Genomic DNA, 23,457 nt, shown 5'->3' on the forward strand with positions numbered 1-23,457 from the left:
GCATCTTTTTGCATTCCAGGTCGATCCCGTCTTTTAATACTTTCTTCCTGTATTTTGTACACCAGACCAGATGATACTGCAGAGAATATACGTATCCTCTACCATATGAAAGCTGATTTTTATTTATATTAAATATATCTTTTTCCATGTCTATATTATACCATATGTATTTCTTTAAGTAAACATTTGTTCTGGATATTTTTTTGTAAAAATTGCGTGTCTAACTCATCACTGAAGTAACGAGAATGCGACGCGCAGTTATTCAACAACGGCAGCCTTTTGCCGAAAGTGCTTTAAAAGTCTTTATGCTCGCTGGGTCTGGGGAGATTAATGGATATATTACTGCAAAATCTGTTACCGATATTTATTACTTAATTCATCGTATAACTCATAGTGATTCAGTAACAAGAGAAACATTAGAAAAACTTTTTTCTATCGTCGAAATTTTAGATACAACATCTAATGATATCTGTTTGGCATTATCATCAACAATTTCTGATTATGAAGATGCTGTAATGATAGAAACTGGAATCAGAGAAAAAATGGATTGTATTGTGACTCGAAATCTTAAAGACTATAAAAAGGCAAAGTTTACTGTATATTCTCCAGAAGAATTTTGTAGTATAACAAGCCAATAGCAATGGCAGAGAATAAGAACAATTAAGCACCCGGGAAGGAACTCACCCGGGTGCTTTTTCAGAATCTATTATGGTTTAATCCTCTGGTTCAATCAGGCCATAAGTGTTGCCTTTACGCTTGTAGACTACATTTACCTGATCGGTCTCTGCATTACAGAATACAAAGAAATTATGTCCCAGAAGCTCCATCTGCACACATGCATCCTCAGGATACATAGGCTTGATATCAAACTTCTTGGTACGAATGATCTTAACTTCCTCATCCTCTTCATACTCTTTATCAAGGTATGCTTTCTGGAAGCTGTCTGCTGCCTGTTTCTTGTCTGCTATTTTATTCTTGTATTTCCGAAGCTGACGCTCGATCACTTCTTCCACAAGGTCAATGGATACATACATATCATTGCTGACCTGCTCGGAACGAATGATGCTTCCCTTTACAGGAATCGTGACTTCGATCTTCTGTCTTTCTTTTTCAACACTTAAAGTTACGACAACTTCGGTGTCAGGAGTGAAATACCTTTCCAGTTTTCCAAGCTTATCCTCAACTGCAGTCCTAAGCCCTTCTGTGATTGTGATATTTTTACCGCTGATGATGAATTTCATACTTCCATCCCCTTTGCTGTTTGATGGGTATATTATAGCACATTGTTTTCATTTTTAACATCTTTTTCTTAAAATTTCAGAATTTTTTACAAGTTTTACGTTACTTGTCCATTCCGTTCACAGTAATCTTTCAAAAGGAATGCTTCCTCCAAAAAGATCCAATGCACTACCAATGGTAAAATCCAGGTTTCCTTTCCCGGCCTTATCCAATAAATCCAGATCCTGCTGGGAACCGATCCCTCCTGCATAAGTAACCGGTCTCATGTGAAATTCTCCCAAAAGAGCAGCAAGTTCTGTTTCGATCCCACTTGCCTTGCCTTCTACATCCACTGCATGTACAAGAAATTCGTCACAATAAGATCCAAGCCGCTCCATCAGTTCCAAAGTCACAGGAACCTGGGTAAACTTCTGCCAGCGGTCTGTCATCACATAATATGCATCTGCCTTTTTCCGGCAGCTAAGATCAATGACCAAATGCTCCCTGCCTGCAGCTTTTTCAATTTTTTCCAGATTTTCCCAGGAAATCTTCCCATCCTTAAAAACATACGAAGTTACGATCACATGGCTGGCCCCAGCCTGCAGATATTCCTGGGCATTATCAGGGTTCACGCCGCCACCAATCTGCAGTCCTCCCGGATATGCCTTAAGTGCAAGCAGTGCCTGCTCCTTTGTAGCTGGAAAATACGGAGAATCCCCACTATTCAGAAGTATCACATGGCCTCTCTTCAGTCCTTTTTCTTTGTACAATTCTGCATAAAAAGCAGCATCCTGTCCAGAAACAAAGTTCTCTTCCGCCTGATCCTGCACATCCCGAAGGCTTCCCCCTACGATCTGCTTAACTTTCCCATTATGTATATCAATACAAGGTCTGAATCTCATATATTCCTCCTGAATCCCATATATTTCCCATAACCCTTATCTGTTTCTCCTGAATCTCATATATTTCCCATAACCCTTATCTGTTTCTCCTGAATCCATCACTTTCCCATTATACACAACTCCCTGCCCATCCACAAGCCGCCAGCCGTAGAGAAAAGTGTGTTATGAATTCGCTTTTTGCGCATTCCATGATAATTTGTATGCGGTATCCATATCGTCCGTAATATTTTTGTAGCCAAAATGTAGCCACTGTTTTTATTCACCTCAACGCAATTGCTTTATTTGAACTGACTAATCGGACTTGATTCAGATAGAAGGTTGTCTATTATTTCTTTACAATCCATTTTCCACTCCTATTGGATCCCTGTCTTTCAACTAGTCCCTCCTCACGCAAATCCTTTATAATCTTCTGAATCTGCTTTCTCGATAAATCAAACTCTTCCATAAGTTTAACCTGAGTTATCTCAGGATTTTCTTCCAACTTCTGCAATATATCCAGCTTTCTTTCGGCTCTTTTTTTCGGCTCCTTTTTTTGGCTCCTTTTCGGCTCCTTTTCGGCTCCCTTCTGATTACGTTCTGAGTCTTCATCTTTCAAAAATGCTTCGTGAACAAATAGTCTTGAAATAAAATAGCTATGATCCTCATCTGTTTCAAACTCTGGTTTCGGAGACCCATTCGCTTCAAGGGCTCTCAGTATCTTGCCAAATCCAGTATTTCTCCCCTCTGTCAAATGCAATTCCTTAAGGATATCTCCAATACGACGATTTCTATATCTCCGATTAGAAACCTTATATCGTTTTAGTCCTTCTTGCGTCACTGAACGATCTGGTCCCGGAAAACTTACGATTTCAATCATATCCTTTTCAATTCTTACCTCTATCGGCTCTCTGATATCGTAGCCTCGATGATAAACAGCATTGGCAAGAGCCTCTTCTAAAGCAGCATACGGATAATTATACACCCAATCTGCCTCTGCCTTATCCGCACTCTTTACAATTTTTTTCGTTACGATGGAATTCTTTATAAACTGTAATGCCTCTCTTAGTTGTTGATGAATCGGTCCTTTAAAAGTATTTTCGATAATATTGTCTCCGCCTAACCCATCCGGGAATTGTACAATATCAATCTGTGTACACGGAAAAAATTTATCTGGTTCCATGCAAAAGAACATTAATCCTACGTTTTTTGGTTTTATATACTCTGGAAGTGTACTGATAATATTCATGTCCCTACATAATTCAGTGAAATCTCCCAATTTTGATTTTTCATACAGCGAACTACCTATCTCTTTAAGATAATTCTGAATTAACGTAATATTCAAATCTTCTAATTCTGCCTGATGATTCACTCTATCATCAAATGGAACTCTATTTGCCAGATTGAATAAATCTTTTTCTTCATCATCTGAAGGTTCTACAGTATTGGAAGCTTTACGAATATAATGTATTCTCTCTTTGTTATCTTTTTCCATTGTCTTTGGTGATGAATACGGTCTGTTATCTCCACCAGGACACCATATAACAATAAAATGCTTGTCTTGATATGTTTCAACACCAATAATCGGTGTATAAGCCGGTCTAAGGAGTTTGCATTTTGCAAATATATTTTTCTGATAAGAATCCAGCTTTTCTGTCGGAACTCCCTTTAATGGAAAAACAGGCCTGCCATTATTTTCCTGTACACCGATAACAATATATCCACCGCCCCAGTTGTCAAGATCATTTGCAAATGCACATATAGATTTCAAAGATGCCGCTGCATCCCAGGTTTCCTTAAATTCAATTCTCGCCCATTCAACTACATCTCCGGACAAGAGAGTTTTAATACTTGTTGGTATTGCCATATGGTCACTTCCTTCCTATATCTTTTTTAAACACTGGCCTGAGGCGCGCACACTTTATCAAAATCAATTTCTTCAACTTGGACAAATGACTATATACTGTCATGATATATTGTGGTATGCAATACTGTTTTTGCACTTCCATACAATGCTGTTTTATAAGCTGATATGCCTTTAAGATATTATTCCTGTCAGTATACCAATCTTCCAAATAATTTTCGCTTTTATCCCCTGTAGATGATTTTTTCCATTCTATCGGATTGGTAAAATAAATCCTTTTTTTCTGAAATCTGGATTATAGCATTTTACAAAATCTGCAAGATCTGCATCTATCATCCACAATTGCTTCCTCATTCGGTATATAAGAGGATTTTAATCTACGTACTCCATATATCTGCGAAAATGAGCGTGGATCATCGTTCGGTGTATACGCAAGAAACTCTCTTTCTGCCTGCTCACCTAGCCCTTTCGTATCTACTAAAAATAAGATGCGTTTCATGTTCCCATATTTGAGCAAACGATATGACGCCGTAATTGCTGTGAATGTCTTTCCCGCTCCTGTTGCCATCTGTACTAATGCCTTCGGACGATTATCTGCAAACGATTTTTCCAGATTATTGATTGCATTAATCTGACATTTTCGAAATCCCTTTACATCTAAAGGTAGAAAATATTTGAAAGAACTCTTTGCATAACGTCCTGACTGGCGGAGATTATCATCGATCACGCAACACGCTTTTTCTTCCGGTGTCATATCATTCTTCATCTCCCTTATCTACATACTCTATGATATCGCCATAATCAACCTCCAGAATGTTGCATATTTTACCTAAAACAGTAAGTGTTACTTCTTCATTTCGACGAAGCTTTGTCATTGTATTAGGTGCGATTCCTGAGGCTTTTCTTAAGTTTGCTTTACTTATTTTCCTGTCAATTAACAATTTCCATAAACGCTCATATGATACAGCCATGATTGCCTCCTGACATCTGTTTAATGCTTTATACGCTGTTAATAACAAGTATATCATCACATCATCTTTTTCGCAAGAACTTGCGATTTTCATCGACACCTACATCTGTTTTTCTTATAGTTCCATACCTCTGGATTGATTTTTTTAACTTTCTGTTGTTTTTCTTGTTTTTTCACTTCCTGCCTGTTCTCTTCCAATCGCTCTTTAATATTCTTTTTCTGTTACTCTACGCTCACTTCTACATGTTCTGTAGCTGGCACGGCCTGCATGTGCATCCTGCAAAAGGGCAAAAAATATCCTGTTTCTATAGCATTGCAAAGCTTTCGCAGCTATAGAAACAGAATAATTTTTGCCGCCTATACAGTTCTTCATACCAACCGGCCGTGCCAGGAATCTCTTTACATAATCCCCCTACCGGCCTTCCACTGCATTCCCAACCGCATCCCCGGTATCCTCCACAGCATCTCCAACACCATTTCCGATGTCCTTTACTGCATTCCCAAGCTCACCGGATACCGTGCCGTCCCCATTATTATTCTGATCAATATTTCCATCCTGCTGGTTCTCTGTTGTCTGATCAGGTCCATTATCCGTTACATCATCCGGTGCATTATCTGGTGCATTGTCTTCTTTATTCTCCCTCACATTCTCCTCTTTGTTATCCTTTACGTCATCTATTTTGTCCCTATTTCCATCATCTTCCGTTTTTTTATCCTTATCTTTTTTATCTGTGGCATTATCTTCGGCAGCTTTGTCCTCCGTACTCTTTTTCGTTTCATCTGCTGCCTTACGTCCGTTCTTTGTGCCACATCCTGCCAGCATAGAAAATGTAAAAACAAGCAGTATACTCATCAGAATCATTTTAGCTTTTTTCATTCCACTGATCTCCTTTTTCCTTGGGATTTAACTTGTACTGTGTAACTCTTCAGTGCCCTGGCGGGATACTGCCTGCTGAATCGTTACTGTAATGTTATTTTGTATATTTTTACAAATCCTATACTGGAAAAATAAGGAATATGAAATCAGGTACTATTCCGGATGCTATCTTGCAGCTCTTACGATCACTTCTCCGCTGCCAGGATTGTTCCACTGATCCTTCCTGACAACGATCTGGCCGCCTGTAAGCACATAATCAAAGCCTGTGCACAGCCGGTCCGGATTGTCAAAATCTGCTGCAGTATCCAGATTTTCCAGGTGGAACACACATAAATCTGCTGGCATTCCCACCTGAAGGGTCCCACGGTCCATGTGATAAACCTGCGCAGGTCTGGCTGTCATCTTATAGATTGCTTCCTCAATGGTAAATATCTTTTTATCACGCACATAATCCGTCAGCAGCTTTGGAAATGCAGCACATACTCTTGGATGCCTTTTCCCTCCTGCCGGATAAATGGCATCAGAGATCAGATTTGCACGCCTGTCCTTTAAAAATAAAAGCATATCCTCTTCAGAAGCAATGGTATCCAACATAGTTACCTCACATTTTTCTGCAATCAGGATATCATACAAGGTATCGTAAGGATCCTTCCCCAGCTGCTGCCCGATCCTGGCAATAGACTGACCGGCATAAGGTGCATATTCCGGTGTATGAAGGCTGCTTGCATAAATCCTTTCAAAGCCAGCCAGCTCCACAATATTTTCAAACTCCATAGAAGGAGTCTTCAGCACACGGGTCAGTTCTTTTCGGTAATCCGGATCTGACAGCCTGCGGATGATCGCCTCAGTTCCGCCTTTCTGGCTTTGGGGAGGTAGAAGGTGAACCAGCTGGGTAGAACCTGTAAGATAAGGGTACAGGTCAAAATCCACTTTCACACCCCTTCGCTCTGCCTGATCCAGAAGCTCCAGGATCTTTACCGGAGTCTCTCCCCAGTTCTTCTTGCCAATACATTTCATATGGCTTACATGAAGAGGGATCTGAAGTTCTTCTGCAATACCGATCACCTCTTCCAAAGCCGGAAGGATGCCATCCCCCTCATTTCTGATATGGATAACAATAGGGATCTGTGTTCCTTTTAAGGGTGAAAGCGCCTGCACGGCTCCCTTTTGATCGTATTCAAACTCCGGAGCATAGGCAAGTCCCATGCTTACCCCCAGTACGCCTGCAGCCAGGCATTCTTCCAGCACTGCCCACACCTGATGAAGTTCCTCATTTGTAAGCCGGCCTGGGGCATAGCCCTTCACTCCAGCCCGGATGGTCCCGTTGCCAGATAGCATCCCGGTATTCACACTTCTTTTTGCCTTTTTAAGGGCTTTCATATAAGAAGTCATATCCGGCATGCTCTTCACATCTGCGGTTGGCTCTCCGGTAACACTGCTTAAAAAGCTGCTGATTTCCTTTGCATATCTTTGTCCTGCAGGTGCTACAGAAAGGCCGCAGTTTCCATTTACAACTGTAGTCAGTCCCTGCCTGTTCAAAAGCCTGTCATCCCCGTTTACAAGGGCTTCCCAGTCACCGTGTCTGTGGATATCAATAAAGCCGGGGGTAATATAGCCCCCGGCAGCATCCAGAATCTGGTCTTTTGGAAAATCTGAAGGGATCTCCACAAAAGGAGCAATCTCCAGGATGATTCCATCTTTTACCACAACGGTTCCCAGGAAAGGCTTTTCCATTTTACCATTTACAATAAAACCGTTTTTGATAATATATTCTGTCATTTAGTCCTCTTTTACATAATTAGCGCCAAGCTTTGCCGGCACGTTAAACTGTTTCCTGCATACTGTAAGTACGATCACAAGGATGTATGGAAGTGCGCTGAACAGCTCACTGGGAATGGCTGCATTGCCAAGAGCTTTTACATAAGTTCCCAAAGCGTCGGAAATACCAAAAACAATGCCAAAGATCAAAGCCCCAACCGGATTCCAGTTACCAAGAAAACAGATACCAAATGCAATCCAGCCTCTTCCTCCAATGATCTCCGAAGTATACATTCCCACATTGCAAAGAGAATAGTAAGCACCTGCCACACCGCCCATGCATCCGGCTACAAGCACGGCCAGGAATCTGGTCCTTGTAACATTAATACCGGCAGCATCTGCAGCCTCCGGATTCTCACCGCAGGATCTCATGGAAAGTCCAAGAGAGGTTCTATAGATCACAAAAAATACGATAGGAACCAGAAGATAGGTAATATATGTAACAATATTCTGTGAAAACAGTACCTGTCCAATCACAGGGATCCTGGACAAAAGAGGAATCCTGATTACTGATAAAGGTGTTACCTTAAGAGGTACTGTCTGAATGCCAAAAATCACACGATAGAAAAAGGTACAGAACCCGGTGATCAAAATGGCGATGGCTGTTCCCATAACGATCTGATGCTGATGCATATACACAGTAGTCACTCCATATAAAGCCGCCACAAGAAGACCACAAATCATAGCAAGAAGAAAGCCTGCCAGCATGCTTCCGCTAAGATAAGCGCCAATAAAGCCGCCCCATGCACCAATAAGGAAAATACCTTCAACAGCAGTAACCATCATACCTGTACGCTCTGCCAGAACTTCTCCCAGTGCTCCAAGGATCAAAGGTGTACTCATGAAAAATGCTCTGGTGATCAAATTAATAAATACCTGCATATCATGCCTCTCCTTTCTGCAGCTTCTGATGTTTCAGTTTCCGGATCTCCAGCTTTCTTCTTACAAAGAAGGACATCAGCACAAACAACATAACAAAGCCAAGCATAACGTCAATAACGCTGGCCGGAGCATCTGTGGAATGCCCCAGTGCTGTACCGCCTACCTGAAGAGTTCCGAAAAGAAGCGCCGCAAAAATAACACCGATGGGGTTTGCACTTGCCATAATGGCAATACCAATACCATAAGATCCAATATCTGACTCAAATCCTGTAAGAAGCATATGCTGCATTCCGTTGATCTCTGTAAAGCCTGCAAGCCCTGCAATAGCACCACTGATAAAAAATGCGGTCATACACATTTTCTTAGGGCTGATACCCGACATCCTGGCTGCATCCTGATTCAGTCCTGTTACACGAACTCTGTATCCAAGAGACGTATGATACAGGATAAACCAGATGAAAATGGCTGCTGCAAGAGCGATCACAATCCCAAGTGAAACTGAAGTTCCAGGAATAATCTTAGGAAGCCATGCAGAATTGTCAATATAAGCAGTCTTCAGATATTCGTGCTTCGGCTCCTGCAGGGCAGTACGGAGAAGAAGCTGCATCACGTACTGTACCACATACGTGGACATCATACTTACCAGAAATTCATTGGCATTAAATTTTGCTTTCAGAAATCCAATGAGAAGCCCAGTCAGTCCGCCGCCCAGAATACTTGCCGCAAATGCCAGAAGCAGTACCACTACTCCCGGAAGCTTTGTCTGCAGTGCCAGGGTAGTTGCCACTGCACAAATACATCCCACATAAAACTGCCCCTGTGCACCAATATTATAAAGATTGGCTTTGTAGGTGAATGCAAAAGCAAGGCTGGTAAGGATCAGCGGTGTAGTCTTGATCAGGATATTTCCCATGGTAAACTTATCTGAAAAGGTTTCTGTAAGCATTATCTTCAGGGAATCCACAGGATCCACGCCTAAAAGGGGAAGGAATGCAAAGCTGACGATCAGTCCAAGTACAATGGCCAGCACCGTCCATAAAAGGAAATCCTTTATTTTTCCGTTCTGTTTCATGCCTCTTCCTCCTTATCCGGCTGATAACCTGCCATCAGAAGACCGATCTTCTCTGTGGTAAGCTCACCATTTTTGTAAATGCCCATGATCCTGCCCTTATACATAACTGCAATCCTGTCAGACAGTGCAAATATCTCAGACAGTTCTGTAGAAACAAGGATCACGGACTTGCCGCTGTTTTTCTCTCCCAGAATAGTTTTATGTACATAATTGATGGCGCCCAGATCAAGGCCTCTGGTCGGCTGGTCAAAGATCACCAGGCTTTTCCCCATATCTACTTCTCTGGCCACAACTACCTTCTGCTGATTACCGCCGGAAAGACTGCCTGCAGTTACATTGCAGTCAGGAGCCTTAATCTTGTATTCTTTGATCTGACGTTCTGTATACTGGCGCAGTTTTTTCCAGTTAATGATCCCATGGCTTACCCAGTTTTTCAGATAACTGGCTTTCAGAAGCATATTCTCTGCCAGGGACATCTCCGCCACCATACCGTAACGGTAACGGTCCGATGCTGTATATCCCATCCCCATGGTGATCCTGTCCTTAACGCTGGTGGCTGTAATGTCCCTGCCGTCCAGAAGGATCTTCCCCTGGGTAGGGGTCTCTGCACCGTAAAGTGCCTCACACAGCTCCTGCTGCCCATTATCGGAAACACCGGCAATCCCAAGAATCTCTCCTTCATGGACTGTAAGGTTAATATGATCCAGCACTGGTGCACTATCCTTTTTCTGAATGGTCAGATCTTCCACGATCAGCCGTTTCTTTTTCTTTTCCGGATCATCTCCTCCCGGTGCCTGCAAGGTTTCCAGATCATGACCGATCATCATATGTGCCAGTTCTTTTTCATTGGTATCTTCTCTTTTTACGGTTCCGCAGATCTTACCGTTTCGCATAACCACAATGGTGTCTGACACCTGCATGACTTCTTTCATCTTATGTGTGATAAAGACAACAGAATTGCCTTTTGACACATAATTTTTCACAAAGGCCATCAATGTATCAATCTCCTGTGGAGTAAGAACTGCAGTAGGCTCATCCATGATCAGGATCCTTGCATTCAGATAAAGAGCTTTCAGGATCTCTACCTTCTGCTGGGTGCCTACTGAAAGATTCTTGATATATTCTCCGGCAGGCACATCAAACCCGTACTGCTTTGCCAGTGCCTCTATCTCCTTTTCTTTGGCCTTGATATCCACCCTACCTTTGCAATTGCCAAGAATGATATTTTCTGTTACCGTATGTGCCGGCACCAGTGAAAAATGCTGCTGGATCATGGAGATCCCCAGTGCCATTGCTTCTTTGGGGGATGCTATTTTGTGTTCCTTTCCATCGATCCATATCTCACCGGAGGTAGCATGATAAAGGCCGTAGAGGATTTTCATGATCGTACTTTTACCTGCCCCGTTCTCCCCAAGAAGAGCCACCACTTCTCCTTTATGGACTGTAATGGAAACGTCATCATTTGCCAGTACCTTGGCAAACCGTTTCGTTATGTGCTTTAACTCAATAACCGCTTCACTCATATCTGCCTCCTGTTCAAGAATGCCTCGGCATTCTTGCTGCGAGGTGCGCGTCATGCAATTGCATGACATACTTCTCCTGCGCACCTCTGCAATCCTGCCGGAGGCTATATCAGCTGGGGGATTGACTCCCAGCTGATGTACCAAAAGGGACTGCTGCACAATCCCACGCAACAGCCCCTTCGGAAGATCTTTTGTAACTGTTCCCGCAGGATACTACCTGCTGAATCATTACGATCTTTTACTTATTTCTCGGAAAAATACTGTGTGAAATCGATCTTTCCGTCTGTGATATCTTTGATTGCCTGATCAACAGCAGCTTTGCACTCATCAGAGCATGCATCTGAATATTTCGCTTCAAATACGCCTTCAGCAACGCCAACTTCCTGTGCACCCTTCAGCTCACCCTTTGCAACACCCTGGATGATCCACGGATATACATTTGCCCAGTTCATCGGAACAGAACCGTATACGCAGCTGCTCTCATCATTCTTATCTGCTGCAAAAGCAACAAACTTGCCTTCTTTTTCTTCTGCTGCCTGAACAGCACCGGAAGCACCCTCATTAGAATAGCAGAATACGGTGTCAGCGCCATTGTCCATCATCTGTGCTGCCATGTCCTTTGTTGCGGAAACATCTGTCCAGCTGTTTACGAAAGAACGTGCAGTGGTAAAATCAAGGCCTCTCTCCTCACATACAGACTCGGCTGCTGCATCATAAGTATCCATCAGCTTCACCATAGGAGCATTGGACTCGCCGCCCATGACTGCAAAGTTTCCGTTCTCTGTAGCGTAGCCTGCCATAATACCTGCAAGATAAGATCCCTCATACTCCTTGGGGAATACAGGAACCATATTGTCTGTATCACTGATCTGGCCGTTGATCACTGTATATATGGAGTCCGGATACTGTGGTGCAACTGCTGCACAAGCCTCGTCAAACTGGCTTCCTGCAGACAGGATCAGATCGTATCCTTTCTCACCATACTCAGTAAAGGTGGATTCAAACTCTTCTACCGGAACAGACTCTACAACTTCGATGGATGTGCCCAGCTGTTCATCGCAGGCCTTTGCTCCTGCATTATTGCTGGCATTCCAGCTCTGGTCATCAATGCTTCCCGGAAGGATCAGTACGATCTTCATAGATGCGTAATCCGGCTCATCAGCCATAACCGGTACTGCCGGCACAGCAGCAACTGTCAGTGCTCCACATAATAATGCTGCAACGAATGACTTCTTCATGTTAAATTCCTCCTTTTTCTGACTGTTGTTCATTTGTTAGCTTCAGTATAGCACATTCAAACTGTGAATACAATGTTATTTATGTAAAATAAATAATTTTTTTTTGGTTTATACAATTTTTTTCAGCATTTTACCAGGCATGTTTGATTTCTACATGTCTTTTGTTGTTAAATCGTATAATTTTCTCAAATAAAAAGCGTCTTCTAAAGAAAAAAAAAGGAACAAGCCCTCTGTGGACTCGCTCCTTTGCTATCTTCCCGCACATTATAGCAGGTTTGTTTAGGATTGTAAATCCTATTTTGAATTATCCGATCACATCACTCATATCATACTTCCCAGCCGGCTTGCCTGCAAGGAATTTGGCTGCTTCTACAGCACCCTTACCGAATACAGCCTTGGAGTATGCAGTGTGCTTAAACTCGATCACTTCGTCCGGTCCTGCAAAGATCACTTCATGATCTCCTACAATGGTACCGCCGCGTACAGCGGAGATGCCGATCTCCTTTGGATCCCTTAACTCTCTGCGCTGGCTGCGGTCGTATACATAATGATACTCTCCGTCCATGGCCTCATTCAGACTATCCGCAAGAGCAAGAGCAGTACCACTGGGCGCATCAAGCTTCAGATTGTGATGCCTCTCTACGATCTCCATATCAAAACCTGCAGTTGCAAGGATCTTAGCTGCATCCTGGATCAGCTTCAGCAGGGTATTGATCCCAAGAGACATGTTGGCAGAACGAAGAACCGGGATCCTGCCCGATGTTTCTTCCACCTTTGCAAGCTGTGCTTCACTAAGGCCTGTGGTGCAAAGTACCAGTGGCAGACTGCGGCGTACACAGTAGTCCATCAGCTGATCTGCTGCCTTTGGAGAGGAGAAATCGATCAATACATCCGCCGGTGTATCACATGCTTCCATGTCTGTAAAAACCGGATAACTGTTATTCCCATTATCTGCAATATCAATGCCTGCAACGATCTGTGCATTAGGATCTTTCTCTACTAAAGAGGAAATTACCTGTCCCATATGTCCATTGCAGCCATGCATAATAATCTTTACCATCTGTAATCCCTTTCTGTCTTATGCAAGCTTAATCCCAAAATCCTTCATTGCTTTTGCAAGACGTGCCTCATTTTCAGGCTCCATTTCGCATAATGGCATACGAGTAGGTCCTACCTGCATGCCCATAAGATTCAGTGCTGTCTTGACAGGGATAGGATTCACCTCACAGAACAGCGCATTGATCAGCGGTATAGCATCCAGCTGGATCTTAGCAGCTCCTTTTACATCTCCTTCAAGGAACTTAGCAACCATATCATGAGTCTGCCTTGGTGCTACATTGGATAACACAGAGATCACACCCACTCCGCCAAGTGAAAGGATCGGAAGTACCTGGTCATCATTGCCTGAATAAAGGTCAATACATCCATCTGCCATTGACATCATCTTGGCAATCTGGGACAGATCTCCGCTGGCAGCCTTGATACCAACAATATTCTTAACATTCTTTGCAAGAGAAACAACAGTAGCCGGTGCAAGATTACATCCTGTACGGCTTGGTACATTATAAAGAATGATCGGTGTATCCGGCACTTCATTGGCAATGGCTGTATAATGCCTGATCAGCCCTTTCTGTGTAGTCTTATTGTAATAAGGTGTTACAAGCAGAAGTCCGTCAGCTCCATAGGAAGCAGCCTCCTTGGACAGCATAATGGCAGTCTCTGTACAGTTGGAGCCAGTACCTGCGATCACCGGAATACGTCCTGCCACTTTGTCGATAGCAAACTTGATGGTCTTTAAGTGCTCTCCATGTGTCATGGTGGAAGACTCACCTGTTGTCCCACAGATGATCACTGCATCTGTGCCGCCTGCGATCTGCTGTTCTAAAAGTTCTTCCAGCTTATCATAGTTTACCTTTCCATCCTCATACATTGGAGTTACAATTGCAACACCAGCACCCTTAAAAATTGCCATTAATCTTCCTCCTTATCTTCTTTGTATAAACTATGAGAAACACGCTCCGCGAGTTTCTCAAGTTATCGCGGCAGTCGCCAAGGTCTCGTGCAAGCACGGACTTTGGCTCGTTGCTCGCGTAAATCAGGGAATCCTGCATTCATGCAGCTCTTCCCTCCGTCAGATTGTTTCTGTTGTCAGATCATTTCTGTTGTCAGAGTGGTTACACTGTCCACATAGGGTCTTAATGAATCCGGCATCATCCTTCCTGTCAGCACTACATGCATAGATTCATTCTTCAGTTTGAGAATGTCTGTGATCATATCCAATGTAGCGATCCCATTGTCCAGAAGCCCCAGGATCTCATCCAGTACAAGGAAATCACATTCCTGGGTGGCAACTACCTTCCTGGAGAAATTCAGTCCATTCAGAATATTGCGTTTCTCCTCTGACTTCTCCTGTTCTGTCAGCTCCTCATAGCAGGTTTCCATTTTCTCGAAGCGAAAAATCTTAATATCCAGTTCATCCAGTTCTTCCAGAAAATCCAGTTCCCGGCGTTCATTTCCCTTCAGGAACTGTATGATGATCACACTTTTGCCCTGAGTGGATGCCCGCAGGCTCTGTCCCATTGCCAGAGTAGTCTTTCCCCGGCCACTTCCACAGTAAACCTCTGTTAATTCTCTTTCCATAATATTTCCTCTCGACGCTGCGTCCAGCTGGATTTCCCTGTCAGAAAAAGCTGCCGGTCAGTGACATTTTGCTGCTGTAAAATACAGGCGCAAACTACGCCATTTTCAAATAATATCCTTATATTACCTCAGTTTCGCCAGAATTGCAAGCCCAGCATGACCGATGATCATTTTACTTAGGCAGCATATCATTCTATGTACTCTAGCTTGCTTACAGATATTTCATAGGCAGTCCGCTTTTCTGTTTCGTTTTCCCCGATGCGCTTCATATATTCCCTGCTCTGTATCCTGCCCCAGATCAGTACATGACCGCCCACTTCAAAGGCAGAAGCGTATCTTGCATTTCTTCCCCAGCAAATACAGGGGATATAATCTGATTTACCATAAGGTCTGTTTACAGCCAGTAAAATATCTGCGATTTCCCTTCCAAGAGGGGTTTTTCTATAAACAGGCGGCTTACAGATATAGCCGTCCAGAAATATCTGATTGACCGGATCAGCCTCATCATCTTCCTCCACAAATCTCAGTTCTCTTACAAAAACAGACAATACCAGCCGATTATGTTTTTCTTCGTGTCGGTTATAGGACCGGAACTGTCCATGGATCTCTATGTATTCCCCCACATAGTCCTGGGTTACATCCACCAGTCTTTCCGAAATCATTACCGGAATCCTGTCCTCTGAATTACTCAATCTTTTCACTAGCAGCTCCATGGTATAAAAACCTTCTCCGAAAACCTGGTGACTGAAGGTAAAACCTGTTGCGATCTTCCCAATGATCCACACCTGATTGTTTTCAATAATTTTATCTGCCATAATGTAGCTCTCCTTCCCTTCACTTTGCGTGTTGCTGCCCTCTTGGGCGGGTCTATATTATGTATGTAGATAAGATCTTTTTTAGAACCAAAAAATCAGGAAAATCAAAAAAATCATTCCAACACCTTGTAATCTGCGAAAAATGTGGTAAACTGAAAAATCGGACAACTTATGAGAATGAAACACATTAATATAGAAAGAATAGAAAGAAAGGAATTCGATTTTATGAAGACCAAACGCGAAGATGTACGCAATGTAGCCATTATTGCCCACGTTGACCATGGGAAAACCACACTTGTGGACCAGCTTTTGAAACAAAGCGGCGTTTTCCGTGCAAATCAGGAAGTTCAGGAGCGTGTCATGGACTCCAATGATATTGAAAGAGAGCGTGGTATCACTATCCTCTCCAAGAATACTGCTGTTCATTACAAAGGTGTTAAGATTAATATTATTGACACACCTGGACATGCTGATTTCGGCGGTGAAGTAGAACGTGTGCTTAAAATGGTAGACGGCGTCATCCTCCTGGTTGATGCCTTTGAGGGTGCTATGCCCCAGACCAAATTTGTTTTAAGAAAAGCTCTGGAACTGGATCTGCACGTGATCGTCTGCATCAACAAGATCGACAGACCAGAAGCAAGACCGGATGAAGTTGTTGATGAGGTACTGGAACTGCTCATGGATCTGGGTGCTTCTGATGAGCAGCTGGACTGCCCGTTCCTTTATGCTTCAGCCAAGACAGGTCATGCAGTTTTGGATCTGAAGGACACACCGGAAAACATGGAGCCTTTATTTGAAGCTATTCTGAAATACATCCCTGCACCGGAAGGTGATCCGGATGCAGACACCCAGGTACTGATCAGCACTATTGACTACAATGAATATGTAGGCCGTATCGGCGTAGGTAAGGTTGAAAATGGCTCCATCGCCGTAAATCAGGAGCTTACTCTTTTGAACCACCATGATCCTGACAAGCGCCAGAAGGTAAAAATCAGCAAGCTGTATGAATTTGACGGTCTGAATAAGGTGGAAGTAAAAGAAGCTTCCATTGGTTCTATTGTTGCTATCTCCGGCATTGCACAGATTCATATCGGTGATACCCTGTGCGGTGGTGAGAATCCGGAAGCAATCCCCTTCCAGAAGATTTCTGAGCCTACCATTGCCATGAATTTCCTGGTAAATGACAGTCCTTTAGCCGGCCAGGAAGGAAAATATATTACTTCCAGACATCTTCGTGACCGTCTTTACAAAGAGCTGAATACAGATGTGAGCCTGCGTGTAGAGGATACTGAAACCACAGAGTGTTTTAAGGTTTCCGGCCGTGGTGAGCTTCACCTTTCTGTACTGATCGAGAATATGCGTCGTGAAGGTTTTGAGTTTGCAGTGAGCAAGCCGGAGGTTCTGTATCACTATGATGAACGCGGCAAGAAATTGGAGCCAATGGAGATCGCATATGTAGATGTTCCTGAGGAGTTTTCCGGAACTGTGATCCAGAAGTTAAGCGAGCGTAAAGGAGAACTGCAGGGCATGAGTACTGCCAGTGATGGCTCTGTCCGTCTTGAGTTCCATATCCCTTCCAGAGGTATGATCGGCTTCCGTGGTGATTTCCTTACTTCTACCAAGGGAACCGGTGTGATCAATACGGAGTTTGATGGTTATGCGCCTTACAAGGGAGATTTCCCATACAGAAAACAGGGTTCCCTGATCGCATTCGAGGCTGGAGAATCTGTGACTTACGGTCTTTTCGCTGCCCAGGAGCGTGGTACCTTATTTATCGGACCTGGCCAGAAGGTTTATAGTGGTATGGTCATCGGACAAAATGGTAAAGCAGAGGATATTGAACTGAATGTATGCAAAACAAAGCATCTTACCAACACACGTTCCTCTTCCGCTGACGAAGCATTAAAGCTGACTCCACCTAAGATACTCAGTCTGGAGCAGGCAATTGAATTTATTGATACGGATGAGCTTCTGGAGGTAACACCAAAAAGCCTTCGTATCCGCAAAAGGATCCTTGATGCAAGGGATCGTAAAAGAGCTGCCTTTAAGAAAAACTGATTTTACATCCCCAAGGCCTGCCGCTAAGGTTTTGTCCGGATGTAGTATATCATGCAATTGCATGACGCGCACCTCGCAGCAAGAATGCCGAGGCATTCTTGATTATAAAATACCCTGTGCTTTCCGCATGATCTTTCACGGAAGGTACAGGGTATTTTTTACTTATTCTTTTTCCAGTTCTTCTCTTCGCCGCGCAAGGATCCTTGGAAAGAAATGAAGAAACAGACAGGTAGTCACTGTGGCACTGATCACATCTGCCAGCGGCTCTGAAAGGAAAGCTGCATCTGCAGCGATCACCGCCGGAAAGATCAGAAGCACACCTAAGAATAAAGTTTTACGGAACATAGAGCAGAACAGTGCAAGCCGCACCTGCCCCAGAGCTGTAGATTCATCTACCAAAGGATACTGTACAGCCAATGGTATGATCATGGCTGTAAAAATCCGGATGTATCGTACAGATCTGTTCAGGAGCATTTCATCTCTGGTAAAAAGTGAAACATATAGCGGGGATACAGTAAAGGTTACAATCGTCATCAGTCCGCAAAAAAGCAGACACAGCCCAACAATACACTTCATTGCCTTCTTTACCCGCTCTCCATCCCCGCTTCCGTAATTATAGCTGATCACAGGCTGGCACCCAAGAGTAATTCCGCCCAGAGGCATGGTGATCAGAAGCATATAGCTTTGTACGATGGTGGCACAGGTTACAAGAATGTCCCCTTCTTTTCCCCCTCCATAACGCTGAAGCACTGTATTTAATACGATCAGGATCACGCTGTCAAAAGCAATGATCAAAAATGGGGACATCCCGAAAGCAAGGATCCTTTTCACGGTTTTCCAGGAAAATCCTCCCCAGCCAAGACGTACCGGCATCTTTTTGCTGTGCAGAAAAAGAAGTACAGCCACGCAGGATGCCATCTGGGAGATCACGGTAGCAGCCGCAGCCCCTGCCACACCCATGTGGAATACAAAGATGAACACCGGATCCAGGGCAATATTCAGAATTGCACCAAGGATCACTGTTCCCATCCCAAGGCCGGAGAACCCCTGTCCGATCAGATAGCTGTTCATGCCACAGGCCATCAGGGCAAAAAAAGTACCCGCCGTGTAAATGGTCAGGTAGGTATCCGCATATTGAAAAGTGGCATTGCTGGCTCCAAACCAAAGGATCAGCTTTTCCTTTGATAGAAGAAAGACGATGGTAAGAATTGCTGACAGTGCAGTAAGCATCATGAATCCATTATTCATGATCTTTTTTGCTTCTTTTGTATTCCCCTCTCCCATACGCATAGCCATTAAAGGAGATCCTCCCAGGCCCACAAGGGTGCCAAAGGAGGACAATAATGTAACGATTGGAGCGCACACACCTGCTCCGGCCAGGGCCAGGCTACCCACACCCATTCCAATGTACATACGGTCTACAACGGAATAAAGCACGCTTACCAGCTGGGCAAGCATAGTGGGAAGAGCCAGGCGCAGCACCAGTTCAGGCACAGGATCTTTACCAAGATCGTTTATGTGTGCCTTCTTTTTCTTTTTGGTGATCATGGTATCAGGCAATTTCAAACTCCTTTGCCAGCTTTGCAAACTGAGGCAGGGAATTGATAATGGTATCATAAGATACACAGTATGCCAGACGTACATATCCTGGGCAGGCAAAAGAGCTGCCTGGAACCATCAGGATATTGTATTTCTTACCGGCTTCACAAAACTCCTTCTCATCTGCAACCGGTGACTTTACAAAGAGATAAAAAGCACCTTCCGGTTTGATGCACTCAAAGCCCAGATCCTTCAGCCCATTATAAAGAGCCAGTCTGTTCTTGTCATAAGCAGCCACATCTACCTCTGCATCCACACATTTGGCGATCACCTTCTGGATCAGGGATGGTGCATTCACACTGCCGATGGTACGGTTGGCAATGGCCGCTGCAGTGATCATCTCCTGGCTTCCGTCCGCTTCATCCGGAATCACCAGATAGCCAATACGCTCTCCTGGAAGGGAAAGTGACTTGCTGTAGGAATATCCTACAATAGTATTATCATAGTATTTGGTCAGATACGGAACCTGTACCCCATCATAAGCCAGTTCTCTGTATGGCTCATCAGAAATAAGATAGATCACTGTACCATATTCCTTCTGCTTTGCTTCCATGATGGCAGCCAGCTTCTTGATGGTCTCCTCAGAATAAACAACACCCGTAGGATTATGTGGAGTATTTACGATCACCGCCCTGGTGTTGGGAGTGATCTTCTCTTCAAATTCCTGAAGATTAGGCTGGAAGGTAGCAGTATCCGGTGAGATTTCCACCAGCTTTCCGTCGTAGTTCTTTAAATATGCACCATATTCCAGGAAATACGGTGCAAATACGATCACTTCTTCTCCAGGGTTCAGAATAGTCTTAAGGGCTACATTCAGACCGCTGGCAGCGCCAACTGTCATGATCAGATTCTTTGCGCCAAAAGCTGTACCAAAACGGCGGTTCAGGGAATCTGCAATTGCCTGACGCACATCCTCAAAGCCTGCATTGCTCATATAGCCGTGAAGTACAGTAGGCTCTGTATCATTTACCAGTTCAATGATGGCCTGGCGTACACAGTCCGGTGCCGGTACGCTTGGATTGCCAAGGCTGAAATCAAAAACATTCTCTGCACCGTAAATCCCTCTCAAACGGTTTCCTTCTTCAAACATCATACGGATGGCAGAATTGTTTTTAACGTAAGGTTTCATTTTTTCTGCAATCATGGTTAATCTCCTATCAGTGAAATTCCTTTTTTCAATGCTTTTTTATTTAATTCCAGGAACTGCGGCTTAATATTGGCCTCCAGGATCTGCTCCCAGTGGATATGCTCCAGCCCCATTGCACGGATGATGGTTCCCAGAAGGATCATATTGGCAGCCTTTTCATTACCAAGCTCTCCTGCAAGGCGGGTAGCATCGATCACCTTTGCCTTTACATGCTTCTGGATTTCTTCCAGTACATCCTCCGGATATTCCTCTTCTCCTGTGATCACAGACATGGATGGGATCTCTTCGTTATTTACTACAAGTACTCCATCTGGTTTCAGATAATCCAGTGCACGCAATGCTTCCATTTTCTCGAAGGAAACGATAATATCAGCCTTTCCTTTTTCGATAACCGGAGACATTACCTTTTCTCCATAACGCACCTGTGAAGAAACGCTTCCACCTCTCTGGGACATGCCGTGGATCTCGCTCATTTTTACATCATATCCGGCCTCCATCAGACCTGTTGTGAGAATCTTGCTGGCAAGGATGGTTCCCTGACCACCTACACCTACTAATAAAATGCTTTTTGTCATGGTCACGCCTCCTCTTTTACAATGGCAGCCTTAGGGCATACCTGGGTACAAACATCACAGCCTACACACTGTGCTTTATTGATATGGACTTTCTTTGATTTTCTGTCATAGGACATAGCCGGGCAGCCTGCCTTCAGGCAAAGACGGCAGCCTACGCACTTCTCTTCATCCACTTTGTTCTTTGTAACAAACAGACTGTCAAATTCTGCTTTATCCTCTTTGGAAAATTTCTTTAATGCACATGGCCAGCGGGTAATGATCACGGACGGCTCATCCAGTGCCAGGCATTTATCCAGTGTATCATCTACCTCCTGAAGATTGTTAGGATTGATCACATATACATGCTTCATGCCGATAGCACGCACCAGATCCTCAATACGGATCAGAGTAGTCTCCTCACCTTTGGCTGTATAACCGGTTCCCGGATTATTCTGATGTCCTGTCATTCCTGTGATCCTGTTGTCCAGGATGATATTCACTGTATTGCTCTTATTGTACACTGTGTTGATCAGTGAATTGATACCTGTATGGAAAAATGTGGAATCGCCAAGTACGGTAACGACTCTTCTGTTCACGCCTTCCATATTGAAGGCTCTTTGCGCCCCATGTCCAAGGCTGATGCTGGCTCCCATACATACTGTGGAATCCATTGCACTATAGGGCTTTGCAGCTGCCAGTGTATAGCATCCGATATCGCCGCTGATCATAATGTCCTTACGCTTTCCAAGTCGGTAGAAAAGACCTCTGTGAGGACAGCCTGCACAGAAAGAAGGCGCCCTGCCGATCAGCTTGCTGTGGTCAAAATCCATTACCTGATTTTCTTTTCCTGTAATGCAGGCACGGATCACATCTGGTGTCAGCTCTCCATATGATGGAAAAAGCTCTTTACCGATGCAGGCACAGCCCTGCTGCTTTACGAATTCTTCAATATATGGATCATTCTCTTCCAGAACATAAACCTTATCTACCTTAGAACAGAAGTCTTTGATCAGACCTGCAGGCAGAGGATTGGTAAAGCCAAGTTTCAGATAAGAGGCTTCCTCTCCGAATACTTCCTTTGCATAGTAATAGCAGATACCGGAAGCGATCACACCTACACGGGTATCCCCCATCTCCATCCGGTTAAATGGTGTTGTCTCACTGTAAGCAGCAAGCTTCTCCATTCTTTTTTCCAGATTTACACGCAGCTTCCTTGCAATAGCAGGAAGGCAAACGTATTTGGCCGGATTCTTCTCCCATGTCTTAGGCTGCTGCTCTGCCCTGTCTGTCAGCTCAACAATAGATTTGGAATGACAGACACGGGTAGTCATACGGATGATAAATGGGGTATCAAATTCTTCGCCCAGGTCATAGGCTGCTTTCACCATATCAATACATTCCTGGCTGTCGGAAGGCTCCATCATGGCAATCTTGGCTGCTTTGGCATAATTGCGGTTATCCTGCTCATTCTGGGAAGAAAACATCCCAGGCTCATCTGCAGTTACGATCACATTGCCGCCGTTTACCCCCATGTAAGCCCAGGTAAACATAGGGTCTGCTGCCACATTCATGCCCACATGCTTCATAGATACAATACTTCTCAGTCCTGCAACAGATGCTCCAATAGCAGATTCCATGGCTACCTTTTCATTGGGTGCCCACTCTGCATAAATCTCTTTGTATGTAGACAGGTTCTCCAGGATCTCTGTACTTGGTGTTCCCGGATATGCAGATGCATAAGAAACACCTGCCTCATATGCTCCCCTGGCAATGGCCTCATCGCCGGTCATTAATTTCTTCATTTGCTACCTCCTAAATGGTTCTCTTAATACATGATTGTATACCTTGACACCTTATCGTGTCAACGCAAAAAAGTGACAGGTTTCCCTATCACTTTTTTACACTTAGCCGTACCAGTGCACGGTGAAGTTTTGCTTGTGCAAGTTTGTATTCCTGATCAGTCAAACCGCTTTCGGCAAGCTTTTCTTCTGCTTTTTGCTTCGCAACATCTGCTCGGTGGACGTCTATGTCCTCCTTCCATTCCCAGGTGGTTGCCAGAAGACTGCAGCTGCCGTTCATCACAGAGATCATACCCCCGATACATGCGGCAGTCCTTCTGCTGCCATCTGCCATCACCACACTGGCTTCTCCCATGCCAAGGGCAGTGCAGAAATTACAGTGTCTGGCAAGAATGGCAAGATCTCCGGTAATACTGCGGCAGACCACACGTTCTGCCTCTCCTTCAAACAGAAGTCCGTCCGGTGTACCGATCCTTAAAGGAAATGTACTCATAGGCAGCCTCCT

General features: G+C 44.1%; 23 protein-coding genes. 2 read left to right on the top strand and 21 right to left on the bottom strand.

Going from position 1 to position 23,457, the window contains the following annotated elements; translation table 11 throughout:
• A partial coding sequence (locus G5B11_RS19620) for a transposase (RefSeq protein ID WP_173728735.1) occupies nucleotides 1-148 on the bottom strand: 148 nt, incomplete at its 3' end.
• A 97-nt stretch (nucleotides 149-245) separates the two neighbouring features.
• Here G5B11_RS19620 and G5B11_RS14000 point away from each other — a divergent pair.
• Nucleotides 246-638 (top strand): PIN domain-containing protein, encoded by a 393-nt coding sequence (locus tag G5B11_RS14000; protein WP_173728737.1) that lies wholly within the window; start codon nucleotides 246-248, stop codon nucleotides 636-638.
• A 75-nt stretch (nucleotides 639-713) separates the two neighbouring features.
• Here the strand turns inward: G5B11_RS14000 and hpf are convergent, their stop codons facing one another.
• The 15 genes from hpf to G5B11_RS14075 all read right to left on the bottom strand — a co-directional run bounded on the left by hpf (nucleotide 714) and on the right by G5B11_RS14075 (nucleotide 15,795).
• Nucleotides 714-1,241, bottom strand: coding sequence for a ribosome hibernation-promoting factor, HPF/YfiA family (gene hpf, locus G5B11_RS14005; protein ID WP_158421147.1), 528 nt, complete (start codon nucleotides 1,239-1,241; stop codon nucleotides 714-716).
• 117 nt (nucleotides 1,242-1,358) lie between these two features.
• A complete protein-coding gene (gene hisA, locus G5B11_RS14010) occupies nucleotides 1,359-2,120 on the bottom strand; it encodes a phosphoribosylformimino-5-aminoimidazole carboxamide ribotide isomerase (RefSeq protein WP_173728739.1) in 762 nt (253 codons plus the stop codon).
• A 325-nt stretch (nucleotides 2,121-2,445) separates the two neighbouring features.
• Nucleotides 2,446-3,963, bottom strand: a complete 1,518-nt coding sequence (locus tag G5B11_RS14015) for an RNA-binding domain-containing protein (protein ID WP_173728741.1) — start codon at nucleotides 3,961-3,963, stop codon at nucleotides 2,446-2,448.
• Between the two features lie 292 nt (nucleotides 3,964-4,255).
• Nucleotides 4,256-4,714, bottom strand: a complete 459-nt coding sequence (locus tag G5B11_RS14020) for a DEAD/DEAH box helicase family protein (RefSeq protein ID WP_244093021.1) — start codon at nucleotides 4,712-4,714, stop codon at nucleotides 4,256-4,258.
• Between the two features lies 1 nt (nucleotide 4,715).
• Nucleotides 4,716-4,931: a helix-turn-helix domain-containing protein gene (locus G5B11_RS14025; RefSeq protein ID WP_173728743.1), complete on the bottom strand. Its 216-nt coding sequence runs from the start codon at nucleotides 4,929-4,931 to the stop codon at nucleotides 4,716-4,718.
• 411 nt (nucleotides 4,932-5,342) lie between these two features.
• Entirely contained in the window at nucleotides 5,343-5,807 is a 465-nt protein-coding gene (locus G5B11_RS14030) for a hypothetical protein (protein ID WP_173728745.1), read from the bottom strand.
• 165 nt (nucleotides 5,808-5,972) lie between these two features.
• Nucleotides 5,973-7,586 (bottom strand): N-acyl-D-amino-acid deacylase family protein, encoded by a 1,614-nt coding sequence (locus tag G5B11_RS14035; RefSeq protein ID WP_173728747.1) that lies wholly within the window; start codon nucleotides 7,584-7,586, stop codon nucleotides 5,973-5,975.
• Nucleotides 7,587-8,507: an ABC transporter permease gene (locus G5B11_RS14040; protein WP_158421153.1), complete on the bottom strand. Its 921-nt coding sequence runs from the start codon at nucleotides 8,505-8,507 to the stop codon at nucleotides 7,587-7,589. It abuts the gene before it with no gap.
• A gap of 1 nt (nucleotide 8,508) precedes the next feature.
• The gene (locus tag G5B11_RS14045; RefSeq protein ID WP_158421154.1) at nucleotides 8,509-9,579 is read right to left on the bottom strand and encodes an ABC transporter permease; all 1,071 of its coding nucleotides are present in this window, start codon (nucleotides 9,577-9,579) and stop codon (nucleotides 8,509-8,511) included.
• Complete coding sequence (locus tag G5B11_RS14050) at nucleotides 9,576-11,102, bottom strand: ABC transporter ATP-binding protein (RefSeq protein ID WP_173728749.1); 1,527 nt, start codon at nucleotides 11,100-11,102, stop codon at nucleotides 9,576-9,578. Before G5B11_RS14050 ends, G5B11_RS14045 begins: the two co-directional genes overlap by 4 nt.
• Nucleotides 11,103-11,344: 242 nt before the next feature.
• Nucleotides 11,345-12,340, bottom strand: a complete 996-nt coding sequence (locus G5B11_RS14055) for a BMP family ABC transporter substrate-binding protein (protein WP_173728751.1) — start codon at nucleotides 12,338-12,340, stop codon at nucleotides 11,345-11,347.
• Nucleotides 12,341-12,644: 304 nt separating this feature from the next.
• Nucleotides 12,645-13,400 carry a 4-hydroxy-tetrahydrodipicolinate reductase gene (gene dapB / locus G5B11_RS14060; RefSeq protein WP_173728753.1) on the bottom strand — a complete coding sequence of 252 codons (756 nt, stop codon included), beginning with the start codon at nucleotides 13,398-13,400 and terminating at the stop codon, nucleotides 12,645-12,647.
• Nucleotides 13,401-13,418: 18 nt separating this feature from the next.
• Nucleotides 13,419-14,312 (bottom strand): 4-hydroxy-tetrahydrodipicolinate synthase, encoded by an 894-nt coding sequence (gene dapA / locus G5B11_RS14065; RefSeq protein ID WP_173728755.1) that lies wholly within the window; start codon nucleotides 14,310-14,312, stop codon nucleotides 13,419-13,421.
• A gap of 176 nt (nucleotides 14,313-14,488) precedes the next feature.
• Complete coding sequence (locus tag G5B11_RS14070; RefSeq protein ID WP_158421159.1) at nucleotides 14,489-14,980, bottom strand: cob(I)yrinic acid a,c-diamide adenosyltransferase; 492 nt, start codon at nucleotides 14,978-14,980, stop codon at nucleotides 14,489-14,491.
• Nucleotides 14,981-15,168: 188 nt separating this feature from the next.
• Nucleotides 15,169-15,795, bottom strand: a complete 627-nt coding sequence (locus G5B11_RS14075) for a single-stranded DNA-binding protein (RefSeq protein ID WP_158421160.1) — start codon at nucleotides 15,793-15,795, stop codon at nucleotides 15,169-15,171.
• A 225-nt stretch (nucleotides 15,796-16,020) separates the two neighbouring features.
• Here G5B11_RS14075 and typA point away from each other — a divergent pair, with 225 nt between their 5' ends.
• Complete coding sequence (gene typA, locus G5B11_RS14080; RefSeq protein ID WP_158421161.1) at nucleotides 16,021-17,853, top strand: translational GTPase TypA; 1,833 nt, start codon at nucleotides 16,021-16,023, stop codon at nucleotides 17,851-17,853.
• Between the two features lie 162 nt (nucleotides 17,854-18,015).
• Here the strand turns inward: typA and G5B11_RS14085 are convergent, their stop codons facing one another.
• From G5B11_RS14085 to atpC, 5 genes are all read right to left on the bottom strand, one after another.
• Nucleotides 18,016-19,413: an MATE family efflux transporter gene (locus tag G5B11_RS14085; RefSeq protein WP_244093022.1), complete on the bottom strand. Its 1,398-nt coding sequence runs from the start codon at nucleotides 19,411-19,413 to the stop codon at nucleotides 18,016-18,018.
• Complete coding sequence (locus tag G5B11_RS14090; RefSeq protein WP_173728757.1) at nucleotides 19,406-20,596, bottom strand: pyridoxal phosphate-dependent aminotransferase; 1,191 nt, start codon at nucleotides 20,594-20,596, stop codon at nucleotides 19,406-19,408. The genes G5B11_RS14085 and G5B11_RS14090 overlap by 8 nt, the downstream gene beginning before the upstream one ends.
• Nucleotides 20,597-20,598: 2 nt before the next feature.
• Nucleotides 20,599-21,174: an indolepyruvate oxidoreductase subunit beta gene (locus G5B11_RS14095; RefSeq protein ID WP_158421163.1), complete on the bottom strand. Its 576-nt coding sequence runs from the start codon at nucleotides 21,172-21,174 to the stop codon at nucleotides 20,599-20,601.
• A gap of 2 nt (nucleotides 21,175-21,176) precedes the next feature.
• Complete coding sequence (iorA, locus tag G5B11_RS14100; protein ID WP_173728759.1) at nucleotides 21,177-22,955, bottom strand: indolepyruvate ferredoxin oxidoreductase subunit alpha; 1,779 nt, start codon at nucleotides 22,953-22,955, stop codon at nucleotides 21,177-21,179.
• An 88-nt stretch (nucleotides 22,956-23,043) separates the two neighbouring features.
• Nucleotides 23,044-23,445 (bottom strand): ATP synthase F1 subunit epsilon, encoded by a 402-nt coding sequence (gene atpC, locus G5B11_RS14105; protein ID WP_173728761.1) that lies wholly within the window; start codon nucleotides 23,443-23,445, stop codon nucleotides 23,044-23,046.
• Between the last annotated feature and the right edge of the window lie 12 nt (nucleotides 23,446-23,457).

It is taken from the genome of Blautia glucerasea (assembly GCF_013304385.1).
In the GTDB taxonomy this organism is placed as follows: domain Bacteria; phylum Bacillota; class Clostridia; order Lachnospirales; family Lachnospiraceae; genus Blautia_A; species Blautia_A ammoniilytica.

What these genes read in the sequence shown, in the direction of transcription:
- G5B11_RS14000 (WP_173728737.1), top strand. Translation starts at nt 246, where the DNA reads ATGCGACGCGCAGTTATTCAACAACGGCAGCCTTTTGCCGAAAGTGCT.
- hpf (WP_158421147.1), bottom strand. Translation starts at nt 1,241, where the DNA reads ATGAAATTCATCATCAGCGGTAAAAATATCACAATCACAGAAGGGCTT.
- hisA (WP_173728739.1), bottom strand. Translation starts at nt 2,120, where the DNA reads ATGAGATTCAGACCTTGTATTGATATACATAATGGGAAAGTTAAGCAG.
- G5B11_RS14015 (WP_173728741.1), bottom strand. Translation starts at nt 3,963, where the DNA reads ATGGCAATACCAACAAGTATTAAAACTCTCTTGTCCGGAGATGTAGTT.
- G5B11_RS14020 (WP_244093021.1), bottom strand. Translation starts at nt 4,714, where the DNA reads ATGACACCGGAAGAAAAAGCGTGTTGCGTGATCGATGATAATCTCCGC.
- G5B11_RS14025 (WP_173728743.1), bottom strand. Translation starts at nt 4,931, where the DNA reads ATGGCTGTATCATATGAGCGTTTATGGAAATTGTTAATTGACAGGAAA.
- G5B11_RS14030 (WP_173728745.1), bottom strand. Translation starts at nt 5,807, where the DNA reads ATGAAAAAAGCTAAAATGATTCTGATGAGTATACTGCTTGTTTTTACA.
- G5B11_RS14035 (WP_173728747.1), bottom strand. Translation starts at nt 7,586, where the DNA reads ATGACAGAATATATTATCAAAAACGGTTTTATTGTAAATGGTAAAATG.
- G5B11_RS14040 (WP_158421153.1), bottom strand. Translation starts at nt 8,507, where the DNA reads ATGCAGGTATTTATTAATTTGATCACCAGAGCATTTTTCATGAGTACA.
- G5B11_RS14045 (WP_158421154.1), bottom strand. Translation starts at nt 9,579, where the DNA reads ATGAAACAGAACGGAAAAATAAAGGATTTCCTTTTATGGACGGTGCTG.
- G5B11_RS14050 (WP_173728749.1), bottom strand. Translation starts at nt 11,102, where the DNA reads ATGAGTGAAGCGGTTATTGAGTTAAAGCACATAACGAAACGGTTTGCC.
- G5B11_RS14055 (WP_173728751.1), bottom strand. Translation starts at nt 12,340, where the DNA reads ATGAAGAAGTCATTCGTTGCAGCATTATTATGTGGAGCACTGACAGTT.
- dapB (WP_173728753.1), bottom strand. Translation starts at nt 13,400, where the DNA reads ATGGTAAAGATTATTATGCATGGCTGCAATGGACATATGGGACAGGTA.
- dapA (WP_173728755.1), bottom strand. Translation starts at nt 14,312, where the DNA reads ATGGCAATTTTTAAGGGTGCTGGTGTTGCAATTGTAACTCCAATGTAT.
- G5B11_RS14070 (WP_158421159.1), bottom strand. Translation starts at nt 14,980, where the DNA reads ATGGAAAGAGAATTAACAGAGGTTTACTGTGGAAGTGGCCGGGGAAAG.
- G5B11_RS14075 (WP_158421160.1), bottom strand. Translation starts at nt 15,795, where the DNA reads ATGGCAGATAAAATTATTGAAAACAATCAGGTGTGGATCATTGGGAAG.
- typA (WP_158421161.1), top strand. Translation starts at nt 16,021, where the DNA reads ATGAAGACCAAACGCGAAGATGTACGCAATGTAGCCATTATTGCCCAC.
- G5B11_RS14090 (WP_173728757.1), bottom strand. Translation starts at nt 20,596, where the DNA reads ATGATTGCAGAAAAAATGAAACCTTACGTTAAAAACAATTCTGCCATC.
- G5B11_RS14095 (WP_158421163.1), bottom strand. Translation starts at nt 21,174, where the DNA reads ATGACAAAAAGCATTTTATTAGTAGGTGTAGGTGGTCAGGGAACCATC.
- iorA (WP_173728759.1), bottom strand. Translation starts at nt 22,955, where the DNA reads ATGAAGAAATTAATGACCGGCGATGAGGCCATTGCCAGGGGAGCATAT.
- atpC (WP_173728761.1), bottom strand. Translation starts at nt 23,445, where the DNA reads ATGAGTACATTTCCTTTAAGGATCGGTACACCGGACGGACTTCTGTTT.